The following is a 25,041-nucleotide window of genomic DNA, read 5'->3' on the forward strand; positions in this document are numbered from 1 at the left end:
TTTCGATAGTTTCGCATGGTAGCGGTGGGTTCCAAATGGTACAAGGGTAACACCTTGTCGATGCAGGTAAGTACGTGAATGCTGTTACATTTTTATGAGTTGGCAGGCGGCGCGATTGAAGTCGCAGACGTGAGGTTTTGAGCACATTTGTTAACACGGCCGAAACGTTTGCGGGTGAAGCCTGCTTTGGCCATTGCGGGTGTTAGAGCCCCAGGATGCCACGGACAGCCCGGGCAGCCGCTGCCGGGCGATCGCGCAGACCGTTATGCGCGCCCGGAATCGTCACGAGAGGGCAATCGAGATATTCGGCAGCCGCTCGCGTACCAGCCTCGCGGGGCGTGCCAATCGAGAGCTCGCCCAGGAGCACGGCGGCCACCGTTTTTGACGCGCGAACGCTATTCCAATCGGGAACGCAGGTCATAGTAATCCCGTATTCGTTCGCCATAAAGCAACGACCATTGCGCAGGGCATGTTTGACTTCCGCTTCGGTCGTCCCAGGAGCCTCGGGGTCCAAGTCGCCGAGGGCTCCCAAGAAAAGCCGGAGCGCCCTTGAAACCTTTCCAGCCGCAATCATATCGAGCAAAACCGGAGCTGCGCCCATACCGACGCCTTCGGCCGACACAGCCGGCTCATGCAGAATCGTACGGGCGACGAGATGGGGTTCGGTGCGGAGAAGCTCCAGCGCCACCAACGTACCGGCGCTATGCGCAAGCACATTTGCCGGAGCGCCAACGTGTTCGATCACGGCTTGCAGGTCGGCGGCCTGAGCGGCAAGATCATAGCTGCCGTCTGCCGCATCGCTGCTGCCACCGCAGCCGCGGCGGTCGTAGGCAATTACGCGGTAGTTGCGGCTGAGCTCACAAGCGATACCGTCAAAAAATGTGCCGTCGACACAAGCACCGTGCACGCACACCAAGGCAGGAGTATCAGGCGACACATCCGGGCCGGCATATTCGCGACAGGCAATCGTGGTGCCCGCGTTCTCGACCGTAAAATCCATGTTGTGCCCCCATCATCAATGCTCATCCAGTTGCACGTCAGTGCGGTTGGATGGACCCGCATTGCCTTACGCCTTGTTAACAGATTAACTGTACCCGACCCGAGGCTTTTCATGGCACGGCATAATGAGCGACGTGAAAAAACGAAACTTGTAAAGCAAGAGCCCACACCTTGCTTTGGAGCCGATGCTATGCTTAGGCACAATTGTCTTGAGGAGCATATGCCTATGTCTACGTTTTTGAATGCCAGCCCCATCTTTGGGCCCGTTCGCAGCCGTCGCCTTGGCCTCTCGCTCGGCGTCAACATGATGCCGGCCAGCGGCAAAATCTGCACGTTCGACTGCATTTACTGCGAAAACGGCCTCAACGCCGAGCGCCCCTGTCATGAGCCGTACAACACGGCTGCCGTGGTACTCGACGCGCTCGAGGCAAAGCTGCGCGAGATGGCAGCCGAGGGCGAGCTCCCCGATGTGATCACGTTCGCAGGCAACGGCGAGCCCACCGCCGCACCGGAGTTTCCGCAGGCCATCGCCGGCGCCGTCGCGTTGCGCGACGAGCTTGCCCCAAACTCCAAGATCGCCGTGCTCTCCAACGGCACGCGCGCCGACCGCCCCGAAGTGCACGACGCGCTCATGATGGTCGACGACAACATCCTCAAGCTCGATATCGTCGACCCGGCGTTTATCCAGCTGCTCGACCAGCCCGTTGGCGCCTACGACGTCGAGCACCAGATCGAGACGTTCGCAAGCTTTGACGGTCACGTTATTATCCAGACGATCTTTTTGACCGGCGAGTATCAGGGCAAGCCCATCGACAACACCGGCGAGGAGTACGTTGCCCCCTGGCTCGCGGCACTTGAGCGCATTCGCCCACAAGAAGCGACCATCTACACGGTGGCGCGCGAGACGCCGGTCGCCGGCCTTGCCAAAGCTGCGCCCGAGGTGCTCGACGCCATTGCCGCGCGCGTACGCGCCCTCGGCATCCCCTGCCAGGTGAGCTACTAGCGAAACCACGCAGCAGCTAGTGCCCGCCATCCCGCTCCATCAGTTGCGGTGATATAGTTCCTATTTATGCTGTTAAACCGCTTAAATCGGAACTATATCACCGCAACTTTTATGGACGCGTGGGTGGGCTATACTAGCTGCGAATGAAAGGAAGTTAGCCATGTTTGACAACGGACCCGTGCCCGGCCGCAACGATGCTTGCTGGTGCGGCAGCGGCAAAAAATATAAGAAATGCCATAGCGCCTTCGACGAGCGCCTCGAGCGCCTGTGGGAAGAGGGCTGGGAGGTTCTGCCCCGCACACTCTACAAAACGCCCGCCGATATCGAAGGCATTAAGCGTTCGGCCGCCATCAACGTGGGCGTGCTCGACTACGTGGGCGAGCACATCGCCGCGGGCATGACCACCAACCAGATCGACCAGATGATCTACGACTACACCATCGAGCACGGTGGCACGCCGGCCGACCTCAACTATGAGGGCTATCCCAAGAGCGTATGCACCTCGATCAACGATGTGGTCTGTCACGGCATCCCCTGCGATACGGACGTGCTGCACGAGGGCGATATCATCAACGTGGACTGCTCCACGATTCTGGACGGCTACTTTAGCGATTCGAGCCGCATGTTCTGCATCGGCGAGGTCTCGGCCGAGCGCCAGCGCCTAGTCGACGTGACCCGCGCCAGCGTGGAAGCGGGCCTGGCCGCCGTCAAGCCGTGGCTGCCGCTCTCTGTTATGGCCGAGGCCGTGCAAAAGACGGTCGAGGACGCCGGTTTTAGCGTGGTGTGCGAGTACGGCGGACACGGCATTGGCAAGGAGTTCCACGAGGACCCGTTTGTAGGCTTTACCACCGAGGCGCCCGATGTGGACACCATCATGGCTCCGGGCATGGTCTTTACCATCGAGCCCATGGTCAATGCCGGAGCGCCCGACATCAAGATTAGCAAGGATGACGGTTGGTGCGTGCGCACCAAGGACGGCAGCGATTCGGCCCAGTGCGAGGTACAGCTCGTGGTGACCGAGGACGGCTACGAGCTGCTGAGCTGGTAGCCGCGGATGCGCCGGATGCTGACGGGCACGCTCGTCTTGCACCCGGCGTTTTATTTGAACGTTTTGCCTGATACAACCTGCCAAAATAAACCTGTCCCTTTTTGGCAGGTCGAGCGGAAAGGACTGCTTGTGAACATCCTGGTTTTGCTGCCCGTCAACGACCGCCATCGCGCAATTCTTGAGTCGAGCGCTCCGGGCGAGGACTTTATCTACACGAGCTCCGACGCCGCCACGCGCGAGCAGGTCGCCGATGCCGACGTGATCCTGGGCAACATCGACCCTGACATGCTCACGGCATGCGAGCATCTCCAGCTGTTGCAATTGCAGACCGCCGGCTATGACGACTACCTTGCCGCCGGCACCGTGCCGGCCGACGCCAAGCTGTCTTGCTCGATCGGCGCCTACGGTCAGGCCGTAAGCGAGCACATGTTTGCCATGGTGCTGTCAATGATGAAGCACCTGCCCGGCTACCAGGACCTGCAGCGCGAACATCGCTGGGAGGATTTAGGTCCGGTCACCTCGCTCAAAAACGCCAACGTGCTGGTGCTGGGCGCGGGCGACATTGGCGGCCACTTTGCCACGCTCTGCCGCAGCATGGGCGCGCACGTCCGCGGCATCAAGCGCCATCCGCTCGTCTACCCCATTGTGTTTGAGGACATGGACGGCATGGACGCCCTGCCCGAGCGCCTGGCCGAGGCCGACGTCGTCGCATCCTTTATGCCCAGCACACCCGAGACCCGCGGCCTGGCGAACGCCGAGTTCTTCGCCGCGATGAAGCCGGGCACCTTCTTTGCCAACGGCGGCCGCGGCGATCTTGTGGTCGCCGACGACTTGGTTGCCGCCCTGGAGTCGGGACATCTTGCCGGCGCTGCGGTCGACGTCACCGACCCCGAGCCCCTGCCTGCGACAAGCCCCCTGTGGGATGCGCCCAACATGCTCATCACGCCGCACGTCTCCGGCTGGTTCCACCTGGCAGCCACGCTCAACAACGTGGTCGACATCGCCGCGGAGAATCTGCGTCACCTGCAGGCCGGCGAAACTTTACGTTGTTGGATCGAGCACTGATTTGTTCCGGCGTTTTACCAAACGCCGGAACCCCTCGACGCTGCGCTCTTAGGTTCCGCCGTTCTAACGAACGGCGGACCACTCGACGCTGCGAGCCCGCCGTTTGGCCAATCTGCCGTTCAATTTCAAAGGCGCGACCAGAAGGTCAGCGCCTTTTCATTTCACGGCACCTTGGCTCAAACGGCGGGCTCTCGCTGGCGTGCGCTCTACCTGCGGCGTTTCGCTGGCATCGGCTTCATCTGCAAGCCTTAGCAGTTCCGTCTTGCCGTTGGCGTTGTGGCATTTGCCCAGATAAAACCTGCCAAAATAAACCTGTCCCTTTTTGGTAGGTTTGGCGCAATGGGGTCAGGTTGGCTTGCGCCATACCGGTAGTTCTGTCTGCGACACTCTCGCCAAAGTGATATCAAACATACATCTAGCGTTTTCGACACTTCGCTTATTAGAGCCAGTCCGTCTCCTCGTCATAGCGGTCCGAATAGGCGTTACGCTTGAGTTCTTCAGCACTCGTTGGTCGCGCCTTGGACACGTCGACCCCTGACTCATGGCAAGCGGCGACGAACAGCTGTAAACCCCGATCAATAAGCTGAGCCCCACGCTCGGCCTTCATTTCTTCGGCTCGCATTTAGAGTTCCACGCTTTCGGCGCCGTTGATGGTTAGGTTGCGCTCGTAGAAGGCGGTGAGGGCGCGGATGGCGTACATCACGTCGCGCACGCCGCCGGTCTCGTAGCTCGAGTGCATGGCAAGCTGCGGCAGGCCCACGTCCACGGCATGCATGCTCGCCTGCATATTGGACAGATTGCCCAGGGTAGAACCGCCGGCCATATCGCTCTTGTTGGCAAAGGCCTGCGTGGGTACGTCAGTGTCATCGCAGATGGCCTGGAACACCGCGCGACTAAAGGCATCGGTGCAGTAGTGCTGGTTGGCGGCCTCCTTGATGACGATGCCGCCGTTGAGCACAACCTGGTTGCGGGCGTCGCACTTCTCGGCGTGGTTGGGGTGCACGGCATGCGCGTTGTCGCAGCTCACGAGCATCGAAGCGGCAAGCGCACGGTGGTACGACTCGTCGTCAAAGCCCAGCGAGCCGTTAATGCGGCGCAGTGCATCGGCCAAGAACGTCGACATGGCGCCCTGCTTGGTCTCGGAGCCAACCTCCTCATTATCAAAGCAGCAGAAGACCGAAACGTCGTGCGCGTTCTCGGCACCCAAAAATGCCTGCAGCGAGGTGTAGGCGCAGGCCAGGTCGTCGAGCTTGGGCGTCGAGATAAACTCGTCGGCCCAGCCCCAAATGCGCGCATCCTGACGATTGACCAGGAACAGATCGCGGCCCAAAATTTGCTCGGGCTCAACGTCCAGTTCGTCGGCGATCAGGGCGTCAAAGTCGCCTTGCTTAAGGTCACCGGCACTGATGAGCGGGCACAGGTCGACGGCGCGATTGGGAGCAAAGCCCTCGTTAACGCCGCGGTTCATATGGATGGCAAGGCTCGGGATGATGGCGACTTCGCGCTCGGTGGCAAGCAGGCGGCTCTCAATGCGGTCACCCTCGCGCACCAGCACGCGGCCCGCGAGCGCCAGCGGGCGATCGAACCAGGTGTAGTCGATCATGCCGCCGTAGGCCTCGGTGTTCAGACGCAATGTCTCGCCTGCGCCATCGAGCTCGGGCACAGCCTTGACCTTAAACGTCGGCGAGTCGCTGTGCGACGCCGTCAGCTGAAAATGATAGTCACCGGCAACGCCGCCCTCGCCCCACGTCGCGGCCAGGTCCTCGCCCACTTTAAAGGCAACAACGCTCGAGGTGTTGCGTTGCGTGTAATAACGCCCGCCCGGCTCGATGTCCCACGCCGCGTTCTCGGGCAGGTAGGTAAAACCCGCCTCGTCGAGCTCGGCCATAATGGTCGCCGCCATATGAAACATGCTGGGGCATGCCTCGATAAAGTCGATAAGGTCGTTAGCGGCCTCGATATCGTCGGCCGTCACATGCGCGCGCTCGGGCGTTTCCTGATCCGTCATGCTCTCCCCTTTCGCTGGGTTGATGGTCCCCTCCAGCATACCCCGCCGCGCCAGCGCCGCACTCTTCATTCCGTGCTTAATTCCGCGCCGCTCACCAAGTTGAGCCATCATGCCCGCGCTCCTTTTGCGACAATTGCGCTAACAGGACGAGAGGAGCCGTCATGAAGCCACGTAACATTGCCATCGCCTGCGGTGTCGCGGGTGTCGCCGTCGGCCTTGCCGCTGCCACCGGTATCGTTTATCACAAGCAAATCAAGTCCGCTGCGTCGCTCAAACGCTTGACCGGCTACGCGGATGGCTATGACCTGTACGCAATCGACATCGCCTACGACTACGATCTTGATCGCATCATCGCCGCTGGCGTGTGCGACGACCAGGCCTACATCGATGCCGTGGTGGCGCAGGTGCTGCCCGGTGTGCCGGCACATGTCCAGGCGCCCCAGTTTGCCTGCAGCGCTTTTGTCGCCGTAGATGTCGAAGGCCGCGTGCGCACCGGTCGCAATTACGACTTTAAGGACGACACCTCGGCGCTGCTGGTGCGCAATCACCCGCGCGACGGCTATGCCTCCATCGGGTTTGCCGCCCTTAACAACCTGGGCGATAACACTCCGCTTGACTCCGTCGCCGGACGCGCCGCCGCACTCATGGGCCCGTTTGCCCAGCTCGATGGTGTTAACGAATGTGGCGTGTCCATTGCCGTACTCACCCTGGATTCCAAGCCCTGTGACCAGGACACGCAACGCCCCGTCATCAATACCTCGCTCGCCATCCGTCTGGTGCTCGACCGTGCCGCCACCACGCAAGAAGCTGTCGACCTGCTTTCCGCCTACGACATGCACGCCATGGCAGGACGCGATTACCACTTCTTTGTCAACGACGCCGCCGGTGACGCGCGGGTGGTGGAGTGGGATCCGCGCGATCCGGACCGCACTTTCAAAGCGACTCCTGTGCGCCAGGTTACGAACTTCTATGCCTGCTATGACGACGAAGTGCTGCCCAACCAAAAGAATGGCGAGCTGGGCCATGGTAAAGAGCGCGCCGTCGCAATCGCCGGTGTCCTTGACGCCCATGCCGGCGCCCAAGATGAGGCAGTCGCTTGGAAGGCCCTACGCGCTGCAGCGCAAGAGCCCAATCCGGAAGACATCACCAGCAACACGCAGTGGTCGGTCGTCTTTGACAACACCGAGCCCGCTGCCGCCATCACGCTGCGCCGCCACTGGGGCGACGTCGACGCCTTCGCACTGTAAGGAGCCAGGCCCGTCGACCTTACGCTCGCCTGACGTTGCTTACATTTCTATACGCTTGAGCTAACACGTTTTACCCCCGTATCAACAGTGTGCGGGGGTAAACTTATGCGCATGTTATAACTTGCCCGGAAGGATTCATCATGCTTAGGATCGGTCTTCTTACCAGTGGCGGCGACTGCCAGGCGCTCAACGCTACCATGCGCGGCATTGTCAAAACGCTTATGACCAATAGCGAAGAGCCTATTGAGATCTATGGTTTTGAGGACGGCTACCAGGGCCTTATCTACAGCAGGTTCCGCGTCATGACGCCCGCCGATTTTAGCGGCATCCTCACCCGCGGCGGCACCATCCTGGGCACGAGCCGCACGCCGTTCAAGCGCCTGGACATTCCCGAGGCCGACGGCGTCGAGAAGGTGCCCGCAATGGTCCACACCTATCATAAGCTGCAGCTCGACTGCCTGTTTATGCTGGGCGGCAACGGCTCCACCAAGACCGCCAACCGCCTGCGCGAAGAGGGCCTCAACGTTATCGCCCTGCCCAAGACCATCGATAACGACACCTGGGGCACCGAGTTGACGTTTGGCTTTACGAGCGCCATCGACGTCGCCACCAAGTGCATCGACGACATCCACACCACTGCCTCGAGTCACGGCCGCGTGTTTGTCATCGAGATCATGGGCCACAAGGTCGGTTGGATTCCGCTGTATGCCGGCGTCGCGGGCGGCGCGGACGTCATCCTGATTCCCGAGATCCCCTACGACATGGACAACGTCATCAAGACCATCGAGCATCGCATGGAGACCGGCAGCCGCTTTACCATCGTAGCCGTCGCCGAGGGCGCTATCTCCAAGGAGGACGCGGCGCTGTCCAAGAAGGAGTACAAGAAGAAGCTTGCCGAGCGCACGAGCCCGTCGATCGTTTACGACATCGCCAAGGAGATCGAGGCCAAGACCGGTCGCGAGACCCGCGTCGCCATCCCCGGCCACACGCAGCGCGGCGGCCAGCCCGACGCCCAGGACCGCATCTTTGCGACCCAGTGCGGCGTCGAGGCAGCGCTCGGCTGCCTACGCGGCGAGTTTGGCTACATGATTGCCCTGCGTGACGGCAAGATGTGCCACATGCCGCTCGAGGAGGTCGCCGGCAAGCTCAAATATGTCGACCCCCAGAGCGATCTGGTGCGCGAGGCCAAGGCGCTGGGCATCAGCTTCGGCGACGAATAGCCTCGGCCGAAACTGCTCTCATCGGAGACCCCAGGGCTTACATCCCAAATCGTCCTCGGACATGTCAGGACCCCGCCGTGCGCTTCGCGCGGCGGGGTCCTTCCGTCCTGCGGAAAGATTTGGGATGTAAGCCCTGAGGCCTCCTGCGGTAACTAGGGAGGCCGAGGCTATTCGTCTTCTTGCTGCGGGTGCGTGGGCTGAGATTTTGGGATGTTGCAGGCTCTTAGCTGAGAGTAGCACTGACATTTGTCCTGAAATGGCTGGTCGTTAGGGGTTGCTACCGGTAGTTGCGGTAGGGTTGGGGCAGATTCTAACTAGAAATGGTGGTCGCTACCGGTTGTTCTCGGCATACTCGGCTCATTCGATTCGACCATCAAACGAAAGGAACCACCATGGATCTTGCGATGGCACAGCGCCTCGTCGATCGCCGTAAAGCTGCCGGCCTTTCTCAGGAGGCGCTTGCTGCCCAGCTGGGCGTAAGCCGCCAGGCTGTTAGTAAATGGGAGCGCAGCGAGTCCTCACCCGATACCGATAACCTCATTGCGCTCGCCGCGCTGTATGACGTGTCGTTGGACGAGCTGTTATATGGGGAGGCGGTGGCTAGCGCTGATGACTCACAGGCTGATGATGAGGCACAGAACAGCAACGCCGGCACCAAAGCTTCAGATAAGGCTGAAGAGGCTGAGGCTTCTACTGAGCACGCTGATTGCAGCGATAAGCCACTTGTCGATATTTCCCTCGCGCGCGGTATCCACGTCATTGATCCCAATAAAGGCGAGGAAGTCCATGTTGGTTGGAGCGGCATCCATGTGACCAACGAGCGCAAGGGCGAAGAGGTGCATGTGGGGCCGGACGGCGTGCATATCGATACGCTTGAGGACGATGGACATAGCGTACGCACCAATGACGACGGCACCGTCACCATCGACGGCGAGACGTTTTCCAGCTGGAAGGAAGCACACGACAAGCTCGACCATCATGGCAAGCATTTCCACACCAAGGTCGGACGTGCATGGAACAAATTCCCCTTCCCCGCGCTTGTCGCCCTCGCCTATTTGGTGCTCGGCATTGTCTACGGCACATGGGGCATGGGGCTTTTCCTCGTCTTTTTGGTTCCCGTCTACTACGCGATTGGCGACTTTATCGACCAACGCCACCTGTCTAAGCTGATCGAGGTCATCTACCCGGCAGCCGCCATCGCTTGGTTCCTCTACATGTGGCTCTGTTTGGGACAGCCCCATCCTGCATGGATCATCCTCATCACGATTCCCATCGTAAAGGCGCTCATGCGCTGGTGTCGCAAACAATGGAAGCACCGCAAACAGGCCTAACACGCTCCGACCCACCAGCACCCAACCGCCCCCGCCCTTCTCCTAAGTTGCGGTGAGATAGGGACTGTTTTGAAGCTCCAAAGCGCCAAACAGTCCGTATATCACCGCAACTTACAAACAACTGGGTCAGTTCCGGCACGGAGATTAGCATTGAGCTGACCGCGCGCCAAGAAAAGGGCCTATTTACTACGTTTAACTCGAGAGGGCCGACCATACCCGCCTTTTCCGAAAACTGGCAAGCCATCTACCTGCGGTTTTAATTTCATAATCTTTGTCACGGTCGAGGGTGTGGTAGCAAACGTAGTAGATAGGCCCATTTTGTGGCATACGACCCATACAAGCCCAATCTCGAAGGCCAAAGAGAGTCTCTCATCCACGCCTGCGAGCGAAAACCAAATAGAATGAAAGGCAAATGGAAAAGCCCGTTTAACGAGCGGAGGACATATGCGCGACGTAGCCGAAAGCGACTGGAAGCTGTTTAAGAAAATGCTTCCTCAATGGCAAGAACGTTATATGGAAAAGCTCATCGGCCAGTATGTTGAGATACTGAACGGCGACAGTGAAGCGTCCAGTAGATTTTGGGCACTAGAAGAGCGCCTCAATAGAGACAAGCTGTCCTCAGGCGTAATTGCAAACGACATTCGCCGCAGCACAATGCACCGCGAGATAGCCAATTTGCTTATCGACAGCGTGATCACCCTTGACGACCTTGACGGTTTTACCGAGGACATTAAGAGCTATGCGCAACACTGGATTGGCAGTAAGAGCACTGAACGACAGACATCCCCAGTAAAACGGGGCAAACGCCGGGCCACCTAATGGTTGTCCGGCGTTTGCCCAGATAAAACCTGCCAAAAAACCTGTCCCTTTTTGGCAGGTTACTCGGCGCTCTTGAGGGCGCCGACCATGTCGATCTTATTGAGGGTGCGATTGGTAGCGAGGTTGACGATAAACGTAAAGGCAAAGGCCAGCAGAACGGACAGCACGTAGCTCAGCGGCTCGACCTCAACGTCAAAGTACAATGACGGCATCTGCAAGATGTACGTAAAGCTCTCGGCCAGCAGGCTACCCAGCGGCACGCCCAACGCGGCGCCAATCGCCGTGAGGATTAACGTCTCCTTGTTGACGTAGTGGTGCACCTCGCCGCGACGGAAGCCCAGCACCTTGATAGTCGCCAGCTCGCGCTCGCGCTCCGAGATGTTGGTGTTAGACAACGTAAATACCACCACAAACGACAGGCACGCCGCCATAAAGGTCACAAGCACCACGACCGAATTGATAATCGTAAAGTTTGCCTCATAGTTTTCCCAATGCTCGGCGGTACTCGACAGCGTAATCCAACCATCGCTCTTAAGACGGTCGGTAAACGCAATCTGATCGGCCGACGAACCCTTAAGCAGCGCAAGGATGCCGTTAAGGCGCGCGCTTCGACCGAACGCGCGCTCATAGGTGCCCTGCGTCATGTAAAGCGTATTGCCCAGATAGTTGAGCGAGATGTCGCTGACTTTGACCTTGGCAACATTGAGCGACGAATCCTGGACGTGAGCCGTGTCACCCGGCTTGATCCCCAGCACCAGCTGAGAGCTCTTACTCAGATACACGTCTCCGTCACGCAAAGACAGCGGCTCTTTGGACTCGTCCTCGAGGCGCACATAGTCGTCCAGGTCGTTCGTGCGGTCATCGGGCACCACGATCAGCTGCACGGTCTCGCTCTTGCCGCCAAACGTAAAGGTGACGTTGTCGGTCATAATCGGCAGCGTCGAAGTCACGGTCACGTTGGAATCATTGGCCGCGCTGCGCTCATCCAACGCCGCGCACGTCTGCGTAAAGTCATCGGGGTTGGCGACCGCCAGCAAGTCATAACGCGTGATATGCCCGTACTGTTTGGGCGAAAGCGCCACCGACGTATCGCGAATACCCATACCGCAGATCACAAGCGCGGTGCAACCCGCGATGCCAAAGATGGTCATAAAGGCACGCTTTTTGTAACGGAACAGGTTGCGCGCAGCCACCTTGTTCAAAAAGCCCATGCGGCGCCAGATAAAGCCGATGCGCTCAAGTAGGATGCGCGAGCCGGCGCGCGGGGCCTTGGGGCGCATGAGCGAGGCCGGGGTCTCGGCCATCTCGTGGCGGCAGGCGATAATTGTGGCGCCCACCACGCCCACGGCAAACAGCGCCACCGAGACGATCGAGGACACGATGTCGTACGAAAGCAGCATCTGGGGCAGCGAGTACATGTCGTCGAACACCGTAAACAGGAACAGCGGCAGGCCCACAAAGCCGATGATATTGCCGAGCACGCCGCCAATCAGGCACGCCCACAGCGCATAGTCCACGTATTTGGACAGGATGCGCTCGCGCGAGTAGCCGAGCGCCTTGTACAGGCCAATGAGCGTGCGCTCCTCCTCGACCATACGCGTGGCGGTGGTGAGGCTGATGAGCACGGCGACGATAAAGAAGATGAACGGGAACACCGTCGCAATAGCCTCAATTGACGAGCTATCGCTCTCCACGCTTGAGTAGCTTGCGATATTGTCGCGGTCCTGGATGTACCACGTGCATTCACCCAAATCGGAAAGCTCGGCGCGGGCATCGGCAAACTGCTGGTCGGCGGCGGCGCGGCGCTGATCCAGGTCGGCCTGAGCCTGGACGCGTTCCTCGCTGCCCTGGGCCATGCGATTGATGTTGTCCTGCTCAATCCCAAAGAGCATATTCGCCTGGCGCTCGGCCGCATCCAAGCTTGCCGGCGTGTCGACTGTCAGCTCCTGAGCGCGCGCCTTCTCACGCTCCTCGCGGATCTTCTCTATATTGCCCTTGACCTTGTTGATCTTTGCCGCGTAGGCATCCGAATAGGAGTTGAGGCTCTTGGCTCCTTCGACGACTACGTGGACTGCGGAATAGGACGACGACATCGCGGCGTCCTCGCTCACATAGAACTTATAGTCCGCCGCCGAAGCAGCGCGAAAGGCGTTGACTGTCGAGTCGGAGCTCACATCAGTGGGATCGAGGACCTCGGCCGTAATGGTGTAATCGCCCGCGGCAAACTGATCCTTGGCGCTTTGGTTCGACGAGCTCGCGTCATTGGCGGCAAAACTCACCGTATCGCCGAGCTTTTTGCCCGAAGCCTTCAGGAACTTCGAAGTCACCGCGACTTCATCGGCGCTCTCGGGCAAATCGCCGTTCACGAGCACCGGCTGATCGATGTTCTCCTTGGAGAGACTTTGCACGACCACGCGCTCGCGCGTTGTGCCCACGGCGGTGTAGGCGGTCTCGGCGTAGATGCCCTCGGCCGTTTCGACGCCATCGACCTCTTGGATGGCGTCGAGATCATCGTCAGTCAGGCCATAGGTCGACTGCACGTTAATGTCATAGACATTTTGCTGGTCGAAGTAGGCGTCGACCGAATCGCACAGATCCTCGCAACCCGCCTTGAGGCCGCACATCACGCTCACGCCGAGCGCGGTGATGACCACGATAGATAGGAAGCGCTTAAGACTGCCGCGGATTGTGCGGTAGATGCCACGGCGAAATACCATCGGCACCATATCGTTTGAGCTTTGGGCGGTACGGTAGGTCGCGAACTCCCGGTCGCGGCCCGCGTGCTCCGTATCGTGGTTTTGGCTGTTTTGGCGGTCCTGGTCCATGGGCGCTACCACTCGATTGTCTCGATAGACACGGGATTTTGCTGGACCGTCTCGCTCTCCACGCGGCCGCTCTTAAAGCGGATCAGGCGATCGGCCATGGGCGCCAGCGCAGAGTTGTGGGTGATGATAATGACCGTAATGCCCTGCTTGCGACAGGTGTCCTGCAGCAGCTGCAAGATCTGCTTGCCGGTTTTGTAGTCGAGGGCGCCCGTGGGCTCGTCGCATAGAAGCAGCTTGGGGTTTTTGGCCAGCGCGCGGGCAATGGACACACGCTGCTGCTCGCCGCCCGATAGCTGCGCGGGGAAGTTAGCAAGGCGGTCGCCCAGGCCAACCTGGCAAAGCGTTTGCTCGGCATCGAGCGAATCGGGGCAGATTTGCGCCGCAAGCTCAACATTTTCGAGCGCCGTCAGGTTGGGGACCAGATTGTAGAACTGGAAGACAAAGCCGACGTCGGCGCGGCGGTATTCCACGAGCTGCGCCTCGTTAGCGGAGCTCACATCGCGCCCGTCCACCGTCACGGTGCCGGAAGTCGCCGTATCCATGCCACCCAGAATGTTGAGCGCCGTGGTTTTACCGGCGCCCGAAGCGCCCAAGATAATGGCAAGCTCGCCACGCTCAACGGTAAAGCTCGCGCCGTCGAGCGCGTGAATGCGGGCATCGCCCTCGCCGTATGCTTTGATGACGTCTTTAAATTCGATATAGGCCATCGATCGGTTCCCATCTGGTCGGATAACTCTTTAGTATTACCCATTTCGCACCTATCAAAAAGAGACAGGTTTATTTTGGCAGGTTTTATATGGGGAAACGTACCTCTTTGGGGGCAGCGCGGGACGCGCAGGGGCGGCCGTGCAGATCGGCACAGCCGTCTCACGTGGAATCGACCGACGCCTGCCTTTCCGTGACACCGGCAACTCGTTTTTGCTTGTTGGCATGGCCGCCATTATGCCTTGGGACTGAGCACTCAAATTCTCACTCCTCATTGCCACGCTTGCCGCAAGCTATCAGGGTGACGAGATGACGACGCTCGCTGTAGCAGCGCAGCCACACTCTATAAGCGAGGCGTTTGCCAGCAAAAAAGCGCGCGACAGGGTAAGCCCGCCGCGCGCTATCCTATGCGGACTAGTTATTGTTGTTGGTCATCGAGGCCACTGCTGCCGCAAGATTGGAAATGGGCATCGTCTGCAACCAGATGCGACCGGGACCGGTGAGCACGGTGTTGAACACGCCCTCGCCACCAAACATGATGTTTTTGACGCCCTTGACCATTTGAGCGTCGATGCTCACGGTCTCCTCAAAGCCGGCCACGTTGCCGGTATCCACAATCATCTGCTGGCCAGCAGCGAGCTCGTACTCAACCAGGTCGCCGTCGATCTCGGCAAAAGCAACACCCGAGCCCGTGAGCTTCTGCATGATAAAGCCCTCGCCGCCAAAGACGCCGGCCTTTGCCTTCTTGTTAAAGTGAATGCTCAACTCGACGCCACTTTCCGCGGCAAGGAACGAACGCTTCTGCAAAATCCAGCTCTTGCCCGGACCGATCTCGATTGGCACGATGCGGCCGGGGAAGCAGGAGCCAAACGCGATCATGCCATCGCCACGCGCGGTCCAAATGTTTTGGAACAATGCCTCACCCGAAAAAGCCTTGGAGAACATCTTGCCGATGCCACCGCCCGAGGTAGACATTTCCATGTTGGGGGTCATCCAAGCCATGGCGCCGCTTTCGGTGATCATGGATTCGCCATCGCTAAGGTTGCACGTAACAACCGGGAAAGCCCCTCCGCCGATCTCGTACTGCATGACCGTCTCCTTTCCACTCAGGAGCCGAATAACGATGCCTATATTTTAGCAGGTAGAGATGCATATGTTCACACCGCCCATGCCCTCTCCTGCGGACGTTTCCTCAGATAAAACCTGCCAAAATAAACCTGTTCCTTTTTGGCAGGTTTTAAAGGCAAACGGTGAAGGTGATCTGGTTGCCGTGACCGGATACGGTGGCGGCGCCTCCATGGGCCTCGGCGATGGCACGCACCACGGACAGGCCCACGCCCGAGCCACCCGTCTTGGAGCTGCGCGACGCATCCGCACGATAGAAGCGATCGAACAATCGGTCCAGGTCGCCCTCGGGCAGCTCGTCCACGGCGTTCGATACGACAAGCTCGGCGGCGCCCTTGCCTTTGCCGTGCGAAACGGCGCACAGGCTCAGCTCAATCACGCTGCCCTCGCTCGCATAGCGCGTGGCGTTGTCCAGTAGCAACTCAACCACCTGCGCCACCGCCGCGGCATCGGAATGGGTCCGCACGCCGGTCGCAATCGACGTCGACAGGCGCTTACCGCCTGAGACCACCACCGACTTAAACGGCGCCGCCGCCTTGTTCACCGCCTCCGAAAGATCGATCGACGCCATGGTAAAGCCCGCCGAGCCCTCGTCCATGCATGCCAAGAACACCAAGCGCTCCGTGAGCGCCGATAATAGCGCACCCGCACTCGCCTTAGTGCTGCCTTAGCAGGTCGATGAGCATATTTAAAAAAGCAAGGTTATAGCTTAGTCGGACTTAAGGAACGGGCGGCTTCACATCTCGCCCTGCAAACAACGCCCGTACAGCGAGCGCGCTTGCCGCATGGGCGTTGCGGCCGCCTGCAGCTTATAGATAGGCACCCTCGAGGCGCAGCAGCCACTCCTTGCGATCCAGTCCACCGGCGTATCCGTTGAGCGATCCGTCGGCCGCGACCACGCGATGGCACGGCACGATAATCGAAATAGGGTTGCGAGCGACCGCAGCCCCCACCGCGCGAGGAGATACAACGGGCGCTTCATTTCCCGGCACACGATGTCGAGCCGCAACACGCTGGGCGATCTCGCCATACGTAGCGACCTCGCCACGCGGAATTGAAAGTAGCTCAAACCAAACCTCACGCTGAAACGCCGTGCCAATCAAATGCAACGGCGGCGTAAACCGAGGCTCCTGCCCCGCAAAATAGGCGTTGAGCCAAGCCCAAGAACGCTCTAGCACCGAAGAAGCCGCGCCATTGGCCGGATTTACCGTCTGCATGCCCCCGGCACCCGAAACTGCATCGGTGCCCTCAACGTATTCGGCGCTTTCTTTAAGAAGCGTGGAACCAAAGTGCTCCTGCCCCTCAAACCAAAGCCCCGTCAGACCGCGGCCATCAGCGGCAAGCAAGATTTCGCCCAAAGGCGAAGCAAACGTCGTCGTGACCACCAGCGGCTCCCTTCAAAACTCCGCAACATAATACCGCGAATTGTACAGACAACCCCGCAGATACGTCTGGGCGGGCTCGCAATTACTTAAGCGAGACTGTTTTCCCTAATCAAGCGAAAAAGACGCAGGGCATCGACACCAGAGCGGTACCCCTGTCAGCCGAGCTCTAATACTTTCCCGAGAAGTGAACGAGTAAAAACGAAGTCCCGGAGCATCCACACCTTTAGACCGCAAAACCGCAGGATTCGCGCTGCAAAACCGCAGGACATAGCAATCAAAAAATGCCAATGCTTCGGGGGTCCAAATAAGGTCGTTCACTTCACGGGAAAAGTATTAGACCTCAATTCGCACCAAGCCCAAAGTCACCCCAGGCAGCAGGCGCGAAGCGCCGAGGCCGCCGCCGGGACTAGGGCCCGCAACAACCACGTGCCCCCACATCAGCCCAGCGGCCCCAACCAGCAACGGCCCCATCGCAGGCCGCTCGCAGCCGAGTCACCGCAGGCGGGGGCCGGGCTTGGTTTTCAGAACATTCCGCAGACCAGTGTGGCGCCTTGTCCGCAGCTCCGAAGGAGCAGGACAAGGCGCCACACATGGTCGAGGACGTTCTGAAAACCAAGCCCGGCCCCCGCCGGACAGGTCCACCGCTACTCGCAGAGCAGCTTAGCGATCTGGACGGCGTTGGTTGCCGCGCCCTTACGGATTTGGTCGCCGCAGCACCAGAAGGTAATGCCACGTGCGGCCTCGGGGTTCGAGATGTCGCGGCGTACGCGACCGACCCAAATCAGGTCCTGGTCGGAGGTGTCCATCGGCATGGGGAAGCGATCGTGCGCATCCTCGGCACTCATGTCGTCAACCAGCTTGACGCCCGGAGCGGCAGCCAGCGCAGCACGGGCCTCTTCCACCGTGATGTCGCGCTCAAACTCGAGCGTAATGCTCTCGGAGTGCGAGCGCAGCACGGGCACGCGCACGCAGGTGCAGTTCACGCGCAGCTCGGGCAGGTGCATGATCTTGCGGCCCTCGTTTTGCAGCTTCATCTCCTCGGAGGTAAAGCCCTCTTCCTTGACGCCGCCAATCTGCGGAATCAGGTTGCTCGCCAGCTGGGCGGCAAACGCGCGCGGCTCGGGAATCTCTTCGCCACGGCCCAGGGCGGCCAGCTGGGCCTCAAGCTCGGCCATGCCGGGGGCACCAGCGCCCGAAGCCGCCTGGTACGTCGAGACGATCATGCGCTTCACGCCAGCGAACTGATGCAGCGGCCACGTGGGAACCAGGCCGATAATGGTCGCGCAGTTGGGATTGGCGATAAGACCGTGATGCCACTTGATGTCGTCGGCATTAATCTCGGGCACGACCAGCGGTACCTCGGGATCCATACGGAAGGCATGGCTGTTGTCGACCACGACGGCGCCGCGCTTGACGGCCTCGGGCAGCAGCTCCTTGGCGATATCGTCGCCGGCAGCGCCGAGCACGATGTCGCAGCCCTCAAAAGCCTCGGGGCAAGCCTCCTCAATCACAGCCTGCTCGCCGCGGAACTCGACGGTCTTGCCCGCAGAGCGTGCGCTCGCCAGCAGCTTGAGCTTGCCGACCGGGAACTCCTGCTCGTTCAGGCACTCGAGCATCTGGGTGCCCACGGCTCCCGTCGCGCCCAAAATAGCAACCGTGTACTGTTTCATGCTTCCCCCTTTAAAGGTTGTGGCTATCGCCCGCACGCCAAGCAGGCCGATTATTGTTGCCAGTGTATACAAGAACGGGGCAGGCACGAAACCCGCCCCGTCGAAACGAAACCGAAACGAAACGCCCCGCCGTAGATTTTTTGACATGACCCAAAAATCTACCGAGCAGTCGCTACTTTTTGAGAGCGGACAGGGCGGGATCGACCGGCGCGGGAGCCTCCAGGTCGGAGACCTTCACAATGCCGTTCTCGTCGGAGAAGGCGCGGTAAATGGTCTGGATCGCCAGATCGAAGTCCTTCTCCTCCACGCCGATAATGATGTTGATCTCGTCGCAGCTCTGCGAAATCATGCGCACGCTCACGCCGGCCTGGCCGAGCATGCCAAACAGGTGGCCGGAAATACCGGCGCGGCCGCGCAAGTTGCGGCCGACGGTCGCGATGAGCGCCAGGCCCTCAACAACCTCGATCTCGAGCGGCTCGACCTCCTGCTGAATGTCGCCCACGAGCGAGTACAGCGAATCGCGCACATCCTGCTCCTGCACCACGGCGCCAAAGCGATCGACGCCGGTGGGCATATGCTCAACGGAAACGTCATAGCGCTCGAAAACCGAAAGCGCGCGGCGCATAAAGCCGACGCGGGGCTTGGTGCGGTCGCGGGCCACGTTGATGGCGACAAAGCCGCGCTTGCCGGTCACGCCGGTAATGATAGGCTCCGCCTCGCCTTCATCAGCCGTCTCGCTAATGATGGTGCCGGGGTCCTGCGGCGCATTGGTGTTCTTGATGACCAGCGGAATACCCGCCTCGCGCACGGGGAACACGGCCTCCTCGTGCAGGACGCTTGCGCCCATGTACGAAAGCTCGCGTAGCTCCTCGTAGGTAACGCGCGCAATGGGCTGGGCCTCGGGAACAATACGCGGATCGGCAGAATAGAAACCCGAGACGTCAGTCCAGTTCTCATACAGGTCGGCGCCCAGGCACTTGGCCAGGATCGAGCCCGAGATATCGCCGCCGCCACGATCGAGCAGCTTGATCTGGCCCTCACGCGTCGCGCCGTAGAAACCGGGCATAACAAAGCCGCCCTGCTGACCGTACTCCTGCACCAGCTCGGAGGTGCGATTCATGCTGAGCGTACCGTCGTGATGGAACGCCACAACCGTCGCGGCGTCCAGGAACGGTAGGCCCAGGTACTCAGCCATCAGGCGCGCGGTAAAGTACTCGCCGCGGCTTACGAGCTCCTCAGTAGAGTAGCCACCGGAGCGGGCGCGCTCGGCAAAGGCCGCGAACTCCTCACGGATGGGATAGGTGAGCTCCAGCTCGTCAGCGATATCAAAATAGCGCTGGCCAATGTCCTCGAGCAGCTCCTCACACGACACGTGGTACTTAACGTGCGCATTGACCAGGTAGAGCAGGTCGGTCACCTTGGTGTCGCCCTTAAAACGGCGACCGCAGGCGGAAACCACCACAAAACGGCGAGCCGGGTCGGCATCGACGATGGCCTTGATCTTCTTGAAGTGTTCGGCGTCGGCGACCGACGAGCCGCCAAACTTGGCAATCTTAATCATGGGCTGGAGGTTACCTTTCTAAAAAGCCTCTGCGAACCTATTTTGCGCGCTCTGATACCATGGTTTCACCGATTGGGACCAAGGCATCCGAGGAGCAGTGTTATATGGGAACTTATCATAGTACACGAGGACGCACTTTATCGTGCTCAAGTAAGGTGGCAATCCGTACTGGCATCGCTCCCGACGGGGGTTTGTTTGTCTCGGACGAGCTCGGCACCCAGCAGGTCGATATCAGCTCGCTTGCAGATAAATCGTACTTTGAAATCGCTCAAGATGTGTTGGGAATGTTACTGAATGATTACACGACCGAAGAAATTTCGGCGTGTGTCGACGAAGCATACCGCGGCACGTTCGCGAGCGAAGAGGTTACGCCGCTCGTCAAACTCGATGCCGCACCGGGCGCCGACGCCCCTCAGACCTATGTGATGGAGCTCTTTGGCGGCCCCACAAGCGCCTTCAAGGACGTCGCCTTGCAGATGCTCCCCCGCCTCATGGCCCGTACTTCCGCCAAGGACGGCGGCGCCGAGCGCATCATGATCGTCACCGCCACGTCGGGCGACACCGGCAAGGCCGCACTCGCCGGTTTTGCCGACGCTCCGGGGACGGGCATCACCGTCTTTTATCCCGAAGGCAAAGTCAGCCGCGTGCAGAATCTGCAGATGTCCACACAGGAGGGCGATAACGTCGCCGTCTGCGGCATCCGCGGTAACTTCGACGACGCCCAGAGTGCCGTCAAGCGCATCTTTGCCGATAAGGAACTTGCCGAGCGCTTGGAGGCCGCCGGCACGGTGCTTTCGAGCGCCAACTCCATCAACGTCGGCCGCCTGGTGCCGCAGGTTGTCTACTACTTTGCCGCCTATGCGCAGCTGCTGCGCGCCAGCGCCATTGTGGCCGGCGACGCCGTTGAGTTCTGCGTGCCGACTGGCAACTTTGGCGATATCCTGGCCGGCTACTACGCCAAGCGCATGGGTCTGCCCGTCGCCAAGCTCATCGTCGCGAGCGACAAGAACAACGTGCTCGCTGACTTCCTGACCACCGGCGTCTACGACCGCAACCGTCCGTTCTTCACGACTATCTCGCCGTCGATGGACATTCTCATTAGCTCCAATCTGGAGCGCATGCTCTACTTCTTATCCGACGGCGACTGCGAGCTCGTAGCCGGCCTTATGGAGCAGCTGGCACAGACGGGTCGCTACGAGGTGCCCGCCGAGCTGCTGGCAAAGATCCAGAGCGTGTTTGGCTGCGGTTGGGCCAGCGAGGACGAGGTCCGCGCTGCCATCAAGAACTGCTGGGATGCAAACGGCTATGTGATCGACCCGCACACCGCTTGCGGCTATCACGTCTTTGAAAAGGTCGCCCCCGCCGAGGGCGCCAAGGCCCGCGTGCTGCTTTCGACCGCCAGCCCCTACAAGTTCCCGCGCGCCTGCTGCGACGCGCTGGGGCTCGACGTTCCCGAAGACGACTTTGAGGCTATGCGCGTGCTCGAGCAGGCAACCAACACGGTCGCCCCGACCCAGCTCGCCGAACTCGAGTCCAAGCCCGTCCGCTTCGAAGACGTCTGCGACGTCGATGAGATGGCAAGCTACGTCGAGTCTGCAGCAAAACGAATGAGCACCAACTAAACCCCTTATTAAGCGCCGGCGAAAGCCGGCGCACCTTCTTTTTATTAAGCTTTCGGGATGATGACGAGCATGCGAGCGGGTCTGGCCGTTTAGTTCGTCGCGAGTTCCGCACGAGCCGGAAAGCACTTAATGTGCTTTCCGAGCGAGCCAGGACTGCCCGAGCAGCGAACTAAACGGCCAGACCCGCCCAGGAGGACCCACATGATCAAAATCACCGTCCCAGCAACCAGCGCCAACCTAGGCATCGGCTACGACACCCTCGGCATGGCCGTCAGCCTCTACTCGCACTTCACCTTCGAGCGTACCGACAAGCTCACCATCACGGGCTGCCCCGAGGAGTTCCAAAACGAGAACAACCTGGTCTATGTGAGCTTTGTCGATGCTCTGGCCGCTTGGGGCGAGCCGGCCTTTCCCGTCGCTATCGACATTCAGACCGATGTACCCGTCGCCCGCGGCCTGGGTTCCAGCTCCACCTGCGTCGTCGCGGGCATCATGGCAGCCGCCGCGCTGACGGGCCACACCGTCGACCGCGCCGAGCTCGTCCGCATCGCCACCGAGGTCGAGGGCCATCCCGACAACGTCGCCCCCGCTATCCTGGGCGGCGCCGTCTGTTCCTTTACGCCGACCGATTCGCTCCCCCAGTGCCTGCGCTACGAGGTGAGCGACAAGCTTCGTTTTATTACTGTGATTCCGCCCTACGAGGTGCATACGAGCGAGGCTCGCAAGGTTGTGCCGCAGGAGATTCCACTCTCCACCGCCGTGTGGCAGATGGGCCGCATCGCCGGCATGACGCGCGGCCTGGAGACCGGCGACCTTGACCTGATTGCCGCCGCCAACGACGACCGCATCCAGGAGCCCTATCGCCGCCGCCTGATTCCCGATTACAACGCTGTGCGCGACACCTGCCTTAACGGCGGCGCCAAGACCATCTGGATCAGTGGCTCCGGCTCGACCCTTATGGCTGTAACCGATGACACTATCGTAGCCAAGTTCCTGCAGGTCAAGCTGCGCGAGCAGTTCCCCAAATGCGACACGCACATTCTGACGTGCGACACCGAGGGCGCTCAAATCGAGTACCTGTAGACATCGCCGATCGGTCTGTCCGGGCCACCCAGGGGCATCCCCTTAAAAACGTCCTCGCACTTGAGGCCCGCTTATCCCGCTCCTTCGGAGCTGCGGATAAGCGGGCCTCGTGCTGCGGAATGTTTTTAAGGGGACGCCCTTGGGCGGCCCTACAACAACATTGCCGGCGATGTCTACAGGGACCCACGCTTTGAAAGGGCGCCGGGCTGATAGTTTGGCTTTTTATTGGTAGGGGCTCTTGCTAGGCTGGAGCACTTCCTAGAGGCGGGCATCGGCTGTGTGCTTGGTTTAGGCGGCGCTGGTTTCTTTGTATTCGAAGACTGGTTCTAGGAGGTCTTCGATGTTGCAGTGGAGGGCTTTTGCTATGGCTCTTACGCTTGTAACCGAAGCTTCATTGATGTTTCTCTGGCGCTGCTCGTACATTTGGATTGAGCGGAGTGATACGCCCGATTCGTATGCCAGGTCTTGTTGGGTTTTCTTGAGCCTCTTTCTTGCTTGCGCCAGTTTAGTTTGACGAGGTGTTTTCTTCGCCATATCGCAAATAAGACGCGCCACACGTTCCTCTGAGGCTTCATGCCAGGGATAGTACAGACCGCGCAGCGCATCAAATGGAACGACATGCAGCAGATCTTCGAAAGACTCCCCTAAACGCCACTGCAGGTATGCCAGCATCCAGCCCGCCCAATATTCCGGCGTCTTCTCAAATCGATAGGTGCAGTCCGGTATAGGCCTGTTTTGATAGCCCGATCTTTCAGCGATAAGCGCGAACAGCTCAACGCCCGATTTTCCCGATACGACCCATGCGTTGCCGCGTTCGAACTCGCGAGCTACGCCGCTGAGGCAAAAGAGTTCAGCAACTTCCGATCCCTCTGCTCCATAATCATTAACGGCATAGTCAAAGCAGTCGCCTAGGTTGTTCATTGCGTCCTCGAGGTAATAGACGGGATATGTCCTACTCGGCCCACAATCCGTTAACTCTTGGATCATTTAAATCAACCCTCCCTGCCATCAAATCCCTAATGTCGACACCCTCGGTGTCAAATCCGTTTATCGTATCCAGATACTTACGTCGAGCATTCTGTTCTCGCTCAAATCGTTTGGGATAAAACTCAGCTCCCGAGGCCTGCTTCCAATCGCGGAACCTGATCGCCGAGAACGCGCGCTCACTCATAAGAGCGTATTGGATGCCCAAATCGCCCAAACGCATAATGAGTTGCAGTTGCCTGAGCGAGATCATGCCGTTAACGAACTGTCTTGCAAACGAAAAGTAGGAATCGTCGGCGCGATAGCCTCGAATAACATCATAGGGAGAAATATCAATCAGGCAGTTATCCAGCAGATAGCGAAGTCCTTCGCGTGCCAGCGGCGTCGAGACATTAAACTCCCGGTTGTCGGCCAAAATCGCAAGCCAATTAAGAATTGAAAACTCCCCGGACTCCAAATCCAAGACCGCGAGACCATCCATATCGAGCTCATATCGATTCGCGATACCATCGGACTCGGTCCGGCATGCCCATTCCATCGCCATTTCCTCATGTGGCGTGCAATAAAACCCACGTCCATAGTCGTTGAACTGCTTACATCTATCCAGCGACGGATGCTCGACAACAACCTCCGACCCGTGCCACAGCTCCATATCGGCCTCCTAAAAAATATCACCACAGTGATAGTTTACCAATAACTATCACTGAGGTGATATAGATAAGAGCTTTTGAGGGGTTGCAGCTCGATTAGAGGCAGGCCTCGGCGATGCGGCGCTTGAGTTCATCGATGCCGGTGCCGGTCTGGGAGCTTGTGATGATTACGTTTTCGGCCGGGACGTTGAGCTGCTTTTTGATGGCTGCCGCCTGGCGGGCCTGCTGGGTGCGGCTGAGCTTGTCGGCTTTGGTGAGGCAGACGATAAAGTTGAACTCGTTGCCCTGCAGGTAGTCGATCATGTCATGATCGAGCTTGCTGGGGTCGTGACGAATGTCCACCAGCGAGACGACCAAGTTAAAGCTGCGCTCGGAGTCGAAAAAGTCGCCGATAAGCTCGGCCCAGCGGTCGCGCTCGGCCTTAGAACGACGGGCGAAACCATAGCCCGGCAGGTCGACGAAGTGCACGTCGTCGGCCTCGAAGAAATTGATGTTGCTTGTCTTGCCCGGTGTGCTCGAAACCTTGACCAGGTTCTTGCGGCCAAAGAGCTTGTTCATAATCGACGACTTGCCCACATTGGAGCGGCCGACAAAGCTCACTTCGGGGCAGGTGGACTCGGGAATCTGCGAAACCTTGCCGTAGCTGGCGACGAACTTGGCAAGCTGGTAGTTAATGGAATCGGCCATGGAC

At 59.5% G+C, this 25,041-nt stretch carries 22 protein-coding genes and 1 pseudogene; 10 read left to right on the forward strand and 13 right to left on the reverse strand.

Going from position 1 to position 25,041, the window contains the following annotated elements:
• Window positions 1-202: 202 nt before the first annotated feature.
• Window positions 203-1,000 (reverse strand): alpha/beta fold hydrolase, encoded by a 798-nt coding sequence (locus DW003_RS02080; RefSeq protein ID WP_118387246.1) that lies wholly within the window; start codon window positions 998-1,000, stop codon window positions 203-205.
• A gap of 225 nt (window positions 1,001-1,225) precedes the next feature.
• On the opposite strand from DW003_RS02080, the gene DW003_RS02085 reads away from it, so the two are divergent.
• The 3 genes from DW003_RS02085 to DW003_RS02095 all read left to right on the forward strand — a co-directional run bounded on the left by DW003_RS02085 (window position 1,226) and on the right by DW003_RS02095 (window position 4,115).
• Window positions 1,226-2,002 carry a radical SAM protein gene (locus tag DW003_RS02085; protein WP_117775921.1) on the forward strand — a complete coding sequence of 259 codons (777 nt, stop codon included), beginning with the start codon at window positions 1,226-1,228 and terminating at the stop codon, window positions 2,000-2,002.
• Window positions 2,003-2,162: 160 nt separating this feature from the next.
• Window positions 2,163-3,050: a type I methionyl aminopeptidase gene (gene map / locus DW003_RS02090; RefSeq protein WP_118387248.1), complete on the forward strand. Its 888-nt coding sequence runs from the start codon at window positions 2,163-2,165 to the stop codon at window positions 3,048-3,050.
• Window positions 3,051-3,179: 129 nt separating this feature from the next.
• Entirely contained in the window at window positions 3,180-4,115 is a 936-nt protein-coding gene (locus DW003_RS02095; RefSeq protein WP_118387250.1) for a D-2-hydroxyacid dehydrogenase, read from the forward strand.
• Between the two features lie 439 nt (window positions 4,116-4,554).
• Here the strand turns inward: DW003_RS02095 and DW003_RS02100 are convergent, their stop codons facing one another.
• Window positions 4,555-4,737: a hypothetical protein gene (locus DW003_RS02100; RefSeq protein ID WP_117640212.1), complete on the reverse strand. Its 183-nt coding sequence runs from the start codon at window positions 4,735-4,737 to the stop codon at window positions 4,555-4,557.
• Window positions 4,738-6,123 (reverse strand): M18 family aminopeptidase, encoded by a 1,386-nt coding sequence (locus tag DW003_RS02105; RefSeq protein WP_187361874.1) that lies wholly within the window; start codon window positions 6,121-6,123, stop codon window positions 4,738-4,740.
• 161 nt (window positions 6,124-6,284) lie between these two features.
• Here DW003_RS02105 and DW003_RS02110 point away from each other — a divergent pair, with 161 nt between their 5' ends.
• The 4 genes from DW003_RS02110 to DW003_RS02125 all read left to right on the forward strand — a co-directional run bounded on the left by DW003_RS02110 (window position 6,285) and on the right by DW003_RS02125 (window position 10,740).
• Entirely contained in the window at window positions 6,285-7,370 is a 1,086-nt protein-coding gene (locus DW003_RS02110) for a carcinine hydrolase/isopenicillin-N N-acyltransferase family protein (protein ID WP_118387252.1), read from the forward strand.
• A gap of 140 nt (window positions 7,371-7,510) precedes the next feature.
• A complete protein-coding gene (locus DW003_RS02115; RefSeq protein ID WP_118387254.1) occupies window positions 7,511-8,590 on the forward strand; it encodes a 6-phosphofructokinase in 1,080 nt (359 codons plus the stop codon).
• Between the two features lie 392 nt (window positions 8,591-8,982).
• The gene (locus DW003_RS02120; RefSeq protein ID WP_118387256.1) at window positions 8,983-9,921 is read left to right on the forward strand and encodes a helix-turn-helix transcriptional regulator; all 939 of its coding nucleotides are present in this window, start codon (window positions 8,983-8,985) and stop codon (window positions 9,919-9,921) included.
• Between the two features lie 444 nt (window positions 9,922-10,365).
• Window positions 10,366-10,740, forward strand: coding sequence for a multidrug transporter (locus DW003_RS02125; RefSeq protein WP_187361875.1), 375 nt, complete (start codon window positions 10,366-10,368; stop codon window positions 10,738-10,740).
• Between the two features lie 59 nt (window positions 10,741-10,799).
• Here DW003_RS02125 and DW003_RS02130 read toward each other — a convergent pair whose 3' ends face one another.
• Window positions 10,800-13,565, reverse strand: coding sequence for an FtsX-like permease family protein (locus DW003_RS02130; RefSeq protein WP_233545453.1), 2,766 nt, complete (start codon window positions 13,563-13,565; stop codon window positions 10,800-10,802).
• 5 nt (window positions 13,566-13,570) lie between these two features.
• On the reverse strand, window positions 13,571-14,272 hold the full coding sequence (locus DW003_RS02135; RefSeq protein ID WP_117758371.1) for an ABC transporter ATP-binding protein: 702 nt from the start codon (window positions 14,270-14,272) through the stop codon (window positions 13,571-13,573).
• A 109-nt stretch (window positions 14,273-14,381) separates the two neighbouring features.
• Here DW003_RS02135 and DW003_RS10130 point away from each other — a divergent pair.
• Window positions 14,382-14,522, forward strand: a pseudogene (locus DW003_RS10130) (hypothetical protein); the annotation flags it as partial.
• Between the two features lie 162 nt (window positions 14,523-14,684).
• On the opposite strand, the gene DW003_RS02145 reads toward DW003_RS10130, so the two are convergent.
• The 5 genes from DW003_RS02145 to DW003_RS02165 all read right to left on the reverse strand — a co-directional run bounded on the left by DW003_RS02145 (window position 14,685) and on the right by DW003_RS02165 (window position 20,011).
• Entirely contained in the window at window positions 14,685-15,359 is a 675-nt protein-coding gene (locus DW003_RS02145; protein ID WP_117629922.1) for a TIGR00266 family protein, read from the reverse strand.
• A 148-nt stretch (window positions 15,360-15,507) separates the two neighbouring features.
• Window positions 15,508-16,008: a cell wall metabolism sensor histidine kinase WalK gene (locus tag DW003_RS02150; protein WP_118387258.1), complete on the reverse strand. Its 501-nt coding sequence runs from the start codon at window positions 16,006-16,008 to the stop codon at window positions 15,508-15,510.
• A gap of 196 nt (window positions 16,009-16,204) precedes the next feature.
• Window positions 16,205-16,780, reverse strand: a complete 576-nt coding sequence (locus DW003_RS02155; RefSeq protein WP_233508860.1) for a methylated-DNA--[protein]-cysteine S-methyltransferase — start codon at window positions 16,778-16,780, stop codon at window positions 16,205-16,207.
• Between the two features lie 644 nt (window positions 16,781-17,424).
• Window positions 17,425-18,450 carry an aspartate-semialdehyde dehydrogenase gene (locus DW003_RS02160; RefSeq protein ID WP_118387260.1) on the reverse strand — a complete coding sequence of 342 codons (1,026 nt, stop codon included), beginning with the start codon at window positions 18,448-18,450 and terminating at the stop codon, window positions 17,425-17,427.
• 172 nt (window positions 18,451-18,622) lie between these two features.
• Window positions 18,623-20,011, reverse strand: a complete 1,389-nt coding sequence (locus tag DW003_RS02165) for an aspartate kinase (protein ID WP_118387262.1) — start codon at window positions 20,009-20,011, stop codon at window positions 18,623-18,625.
• 104 nt (window positions 20,012-20,115) lie between these two features.
• On the opposite strand from DW003_RS02165, the gene thrC reads away from it, so the two are divergent.
• On the forward strand, window positions 20,116-21,633 hold the full coding sequence (gene thrC / locus DW003_RS02170) for a threonine synthase (protein ID WP_118387264.1): 1,518 nt from the start codon (window positions 20,116-20,118) through the stop codon (window positions 21,631-21,633).
• 201 nt (window positions 21,634-21,834) lie between these two features.
• The gene (gene thrB / locus DW003_RS02175; protein WP_118387266.1) at window positions 21,835-22,716 is read left to right on the forward strand and encodes a homoserine kinase; all 882 of its coding nucleotides are present in this window, start codon (window positions 21,835-21,837) and stop codon (window positions 22,714-22,716) included.
• 288 nt (window positions 22,717-23,004) lie between these two features.
• On the opposite strand, the gene DW003_RS02180 is transcribed toward thrB, so the two are convergent.
• The 3 genes from DW003_RS02180 to yihA all read right to left on the reverse strand — a co-directional run bounded on the left by DW003_RS02180 (window position 23,005) and on the right by yihA (window position 25,037).
• Window positions 23,005-23,637, reverse strand: coding sequence for a helix-turn-helix transcriptional regulator (locus DW003_RS02180; RefSeq protein ID WP_118387358.1), 633 nt, complete (start codon window positions 23,635-23,637; stop codon window positions 23,005-23,007).
• A gap of 31 nt (window positions 23,638-23,668) precedes the next feature.
• Window positions 23,669-24,352: a DUF3990 domain-containing protein gene (locus DW003_RS02185; RefSeq protein ID WP_117564732.1), complete on the reverse strand. Its 684-nt coding sequence runs from the start codon at window positions 24,350-24,352 to the stop codon at window positions 23,669-23,671.
• 94 nt (window positions 24,353-24,446) lie between these two features.
• On the reverse strand, window positions 24,447-25,037 hold the full coding sequence (gene yihA, locus DW003_RS02190) for a ribosome biogenesis GTP-binding protein YihA/YsxC (RefSeq protein WP_055252447.1): 591 nt from the start codon (window positions 25,035-25,037) through the stop codon (window positions 24,447-24,449).
• Between the last annotated feature and the right edge of the window lie 4 nt (window positions 25,038-25,041).

Source organism: Collinsella sp. AF36-3AT (assembly GCF_003475205.1).
In the GTDB taxonomy this organism is placed as follows: domain Bacteria; phylum Actinomycetota; class Coriobacteriia; order Coriobacteriales; family Coriobacteriaceae; genus Collinsella; species Collinsella aerofaciens_AF.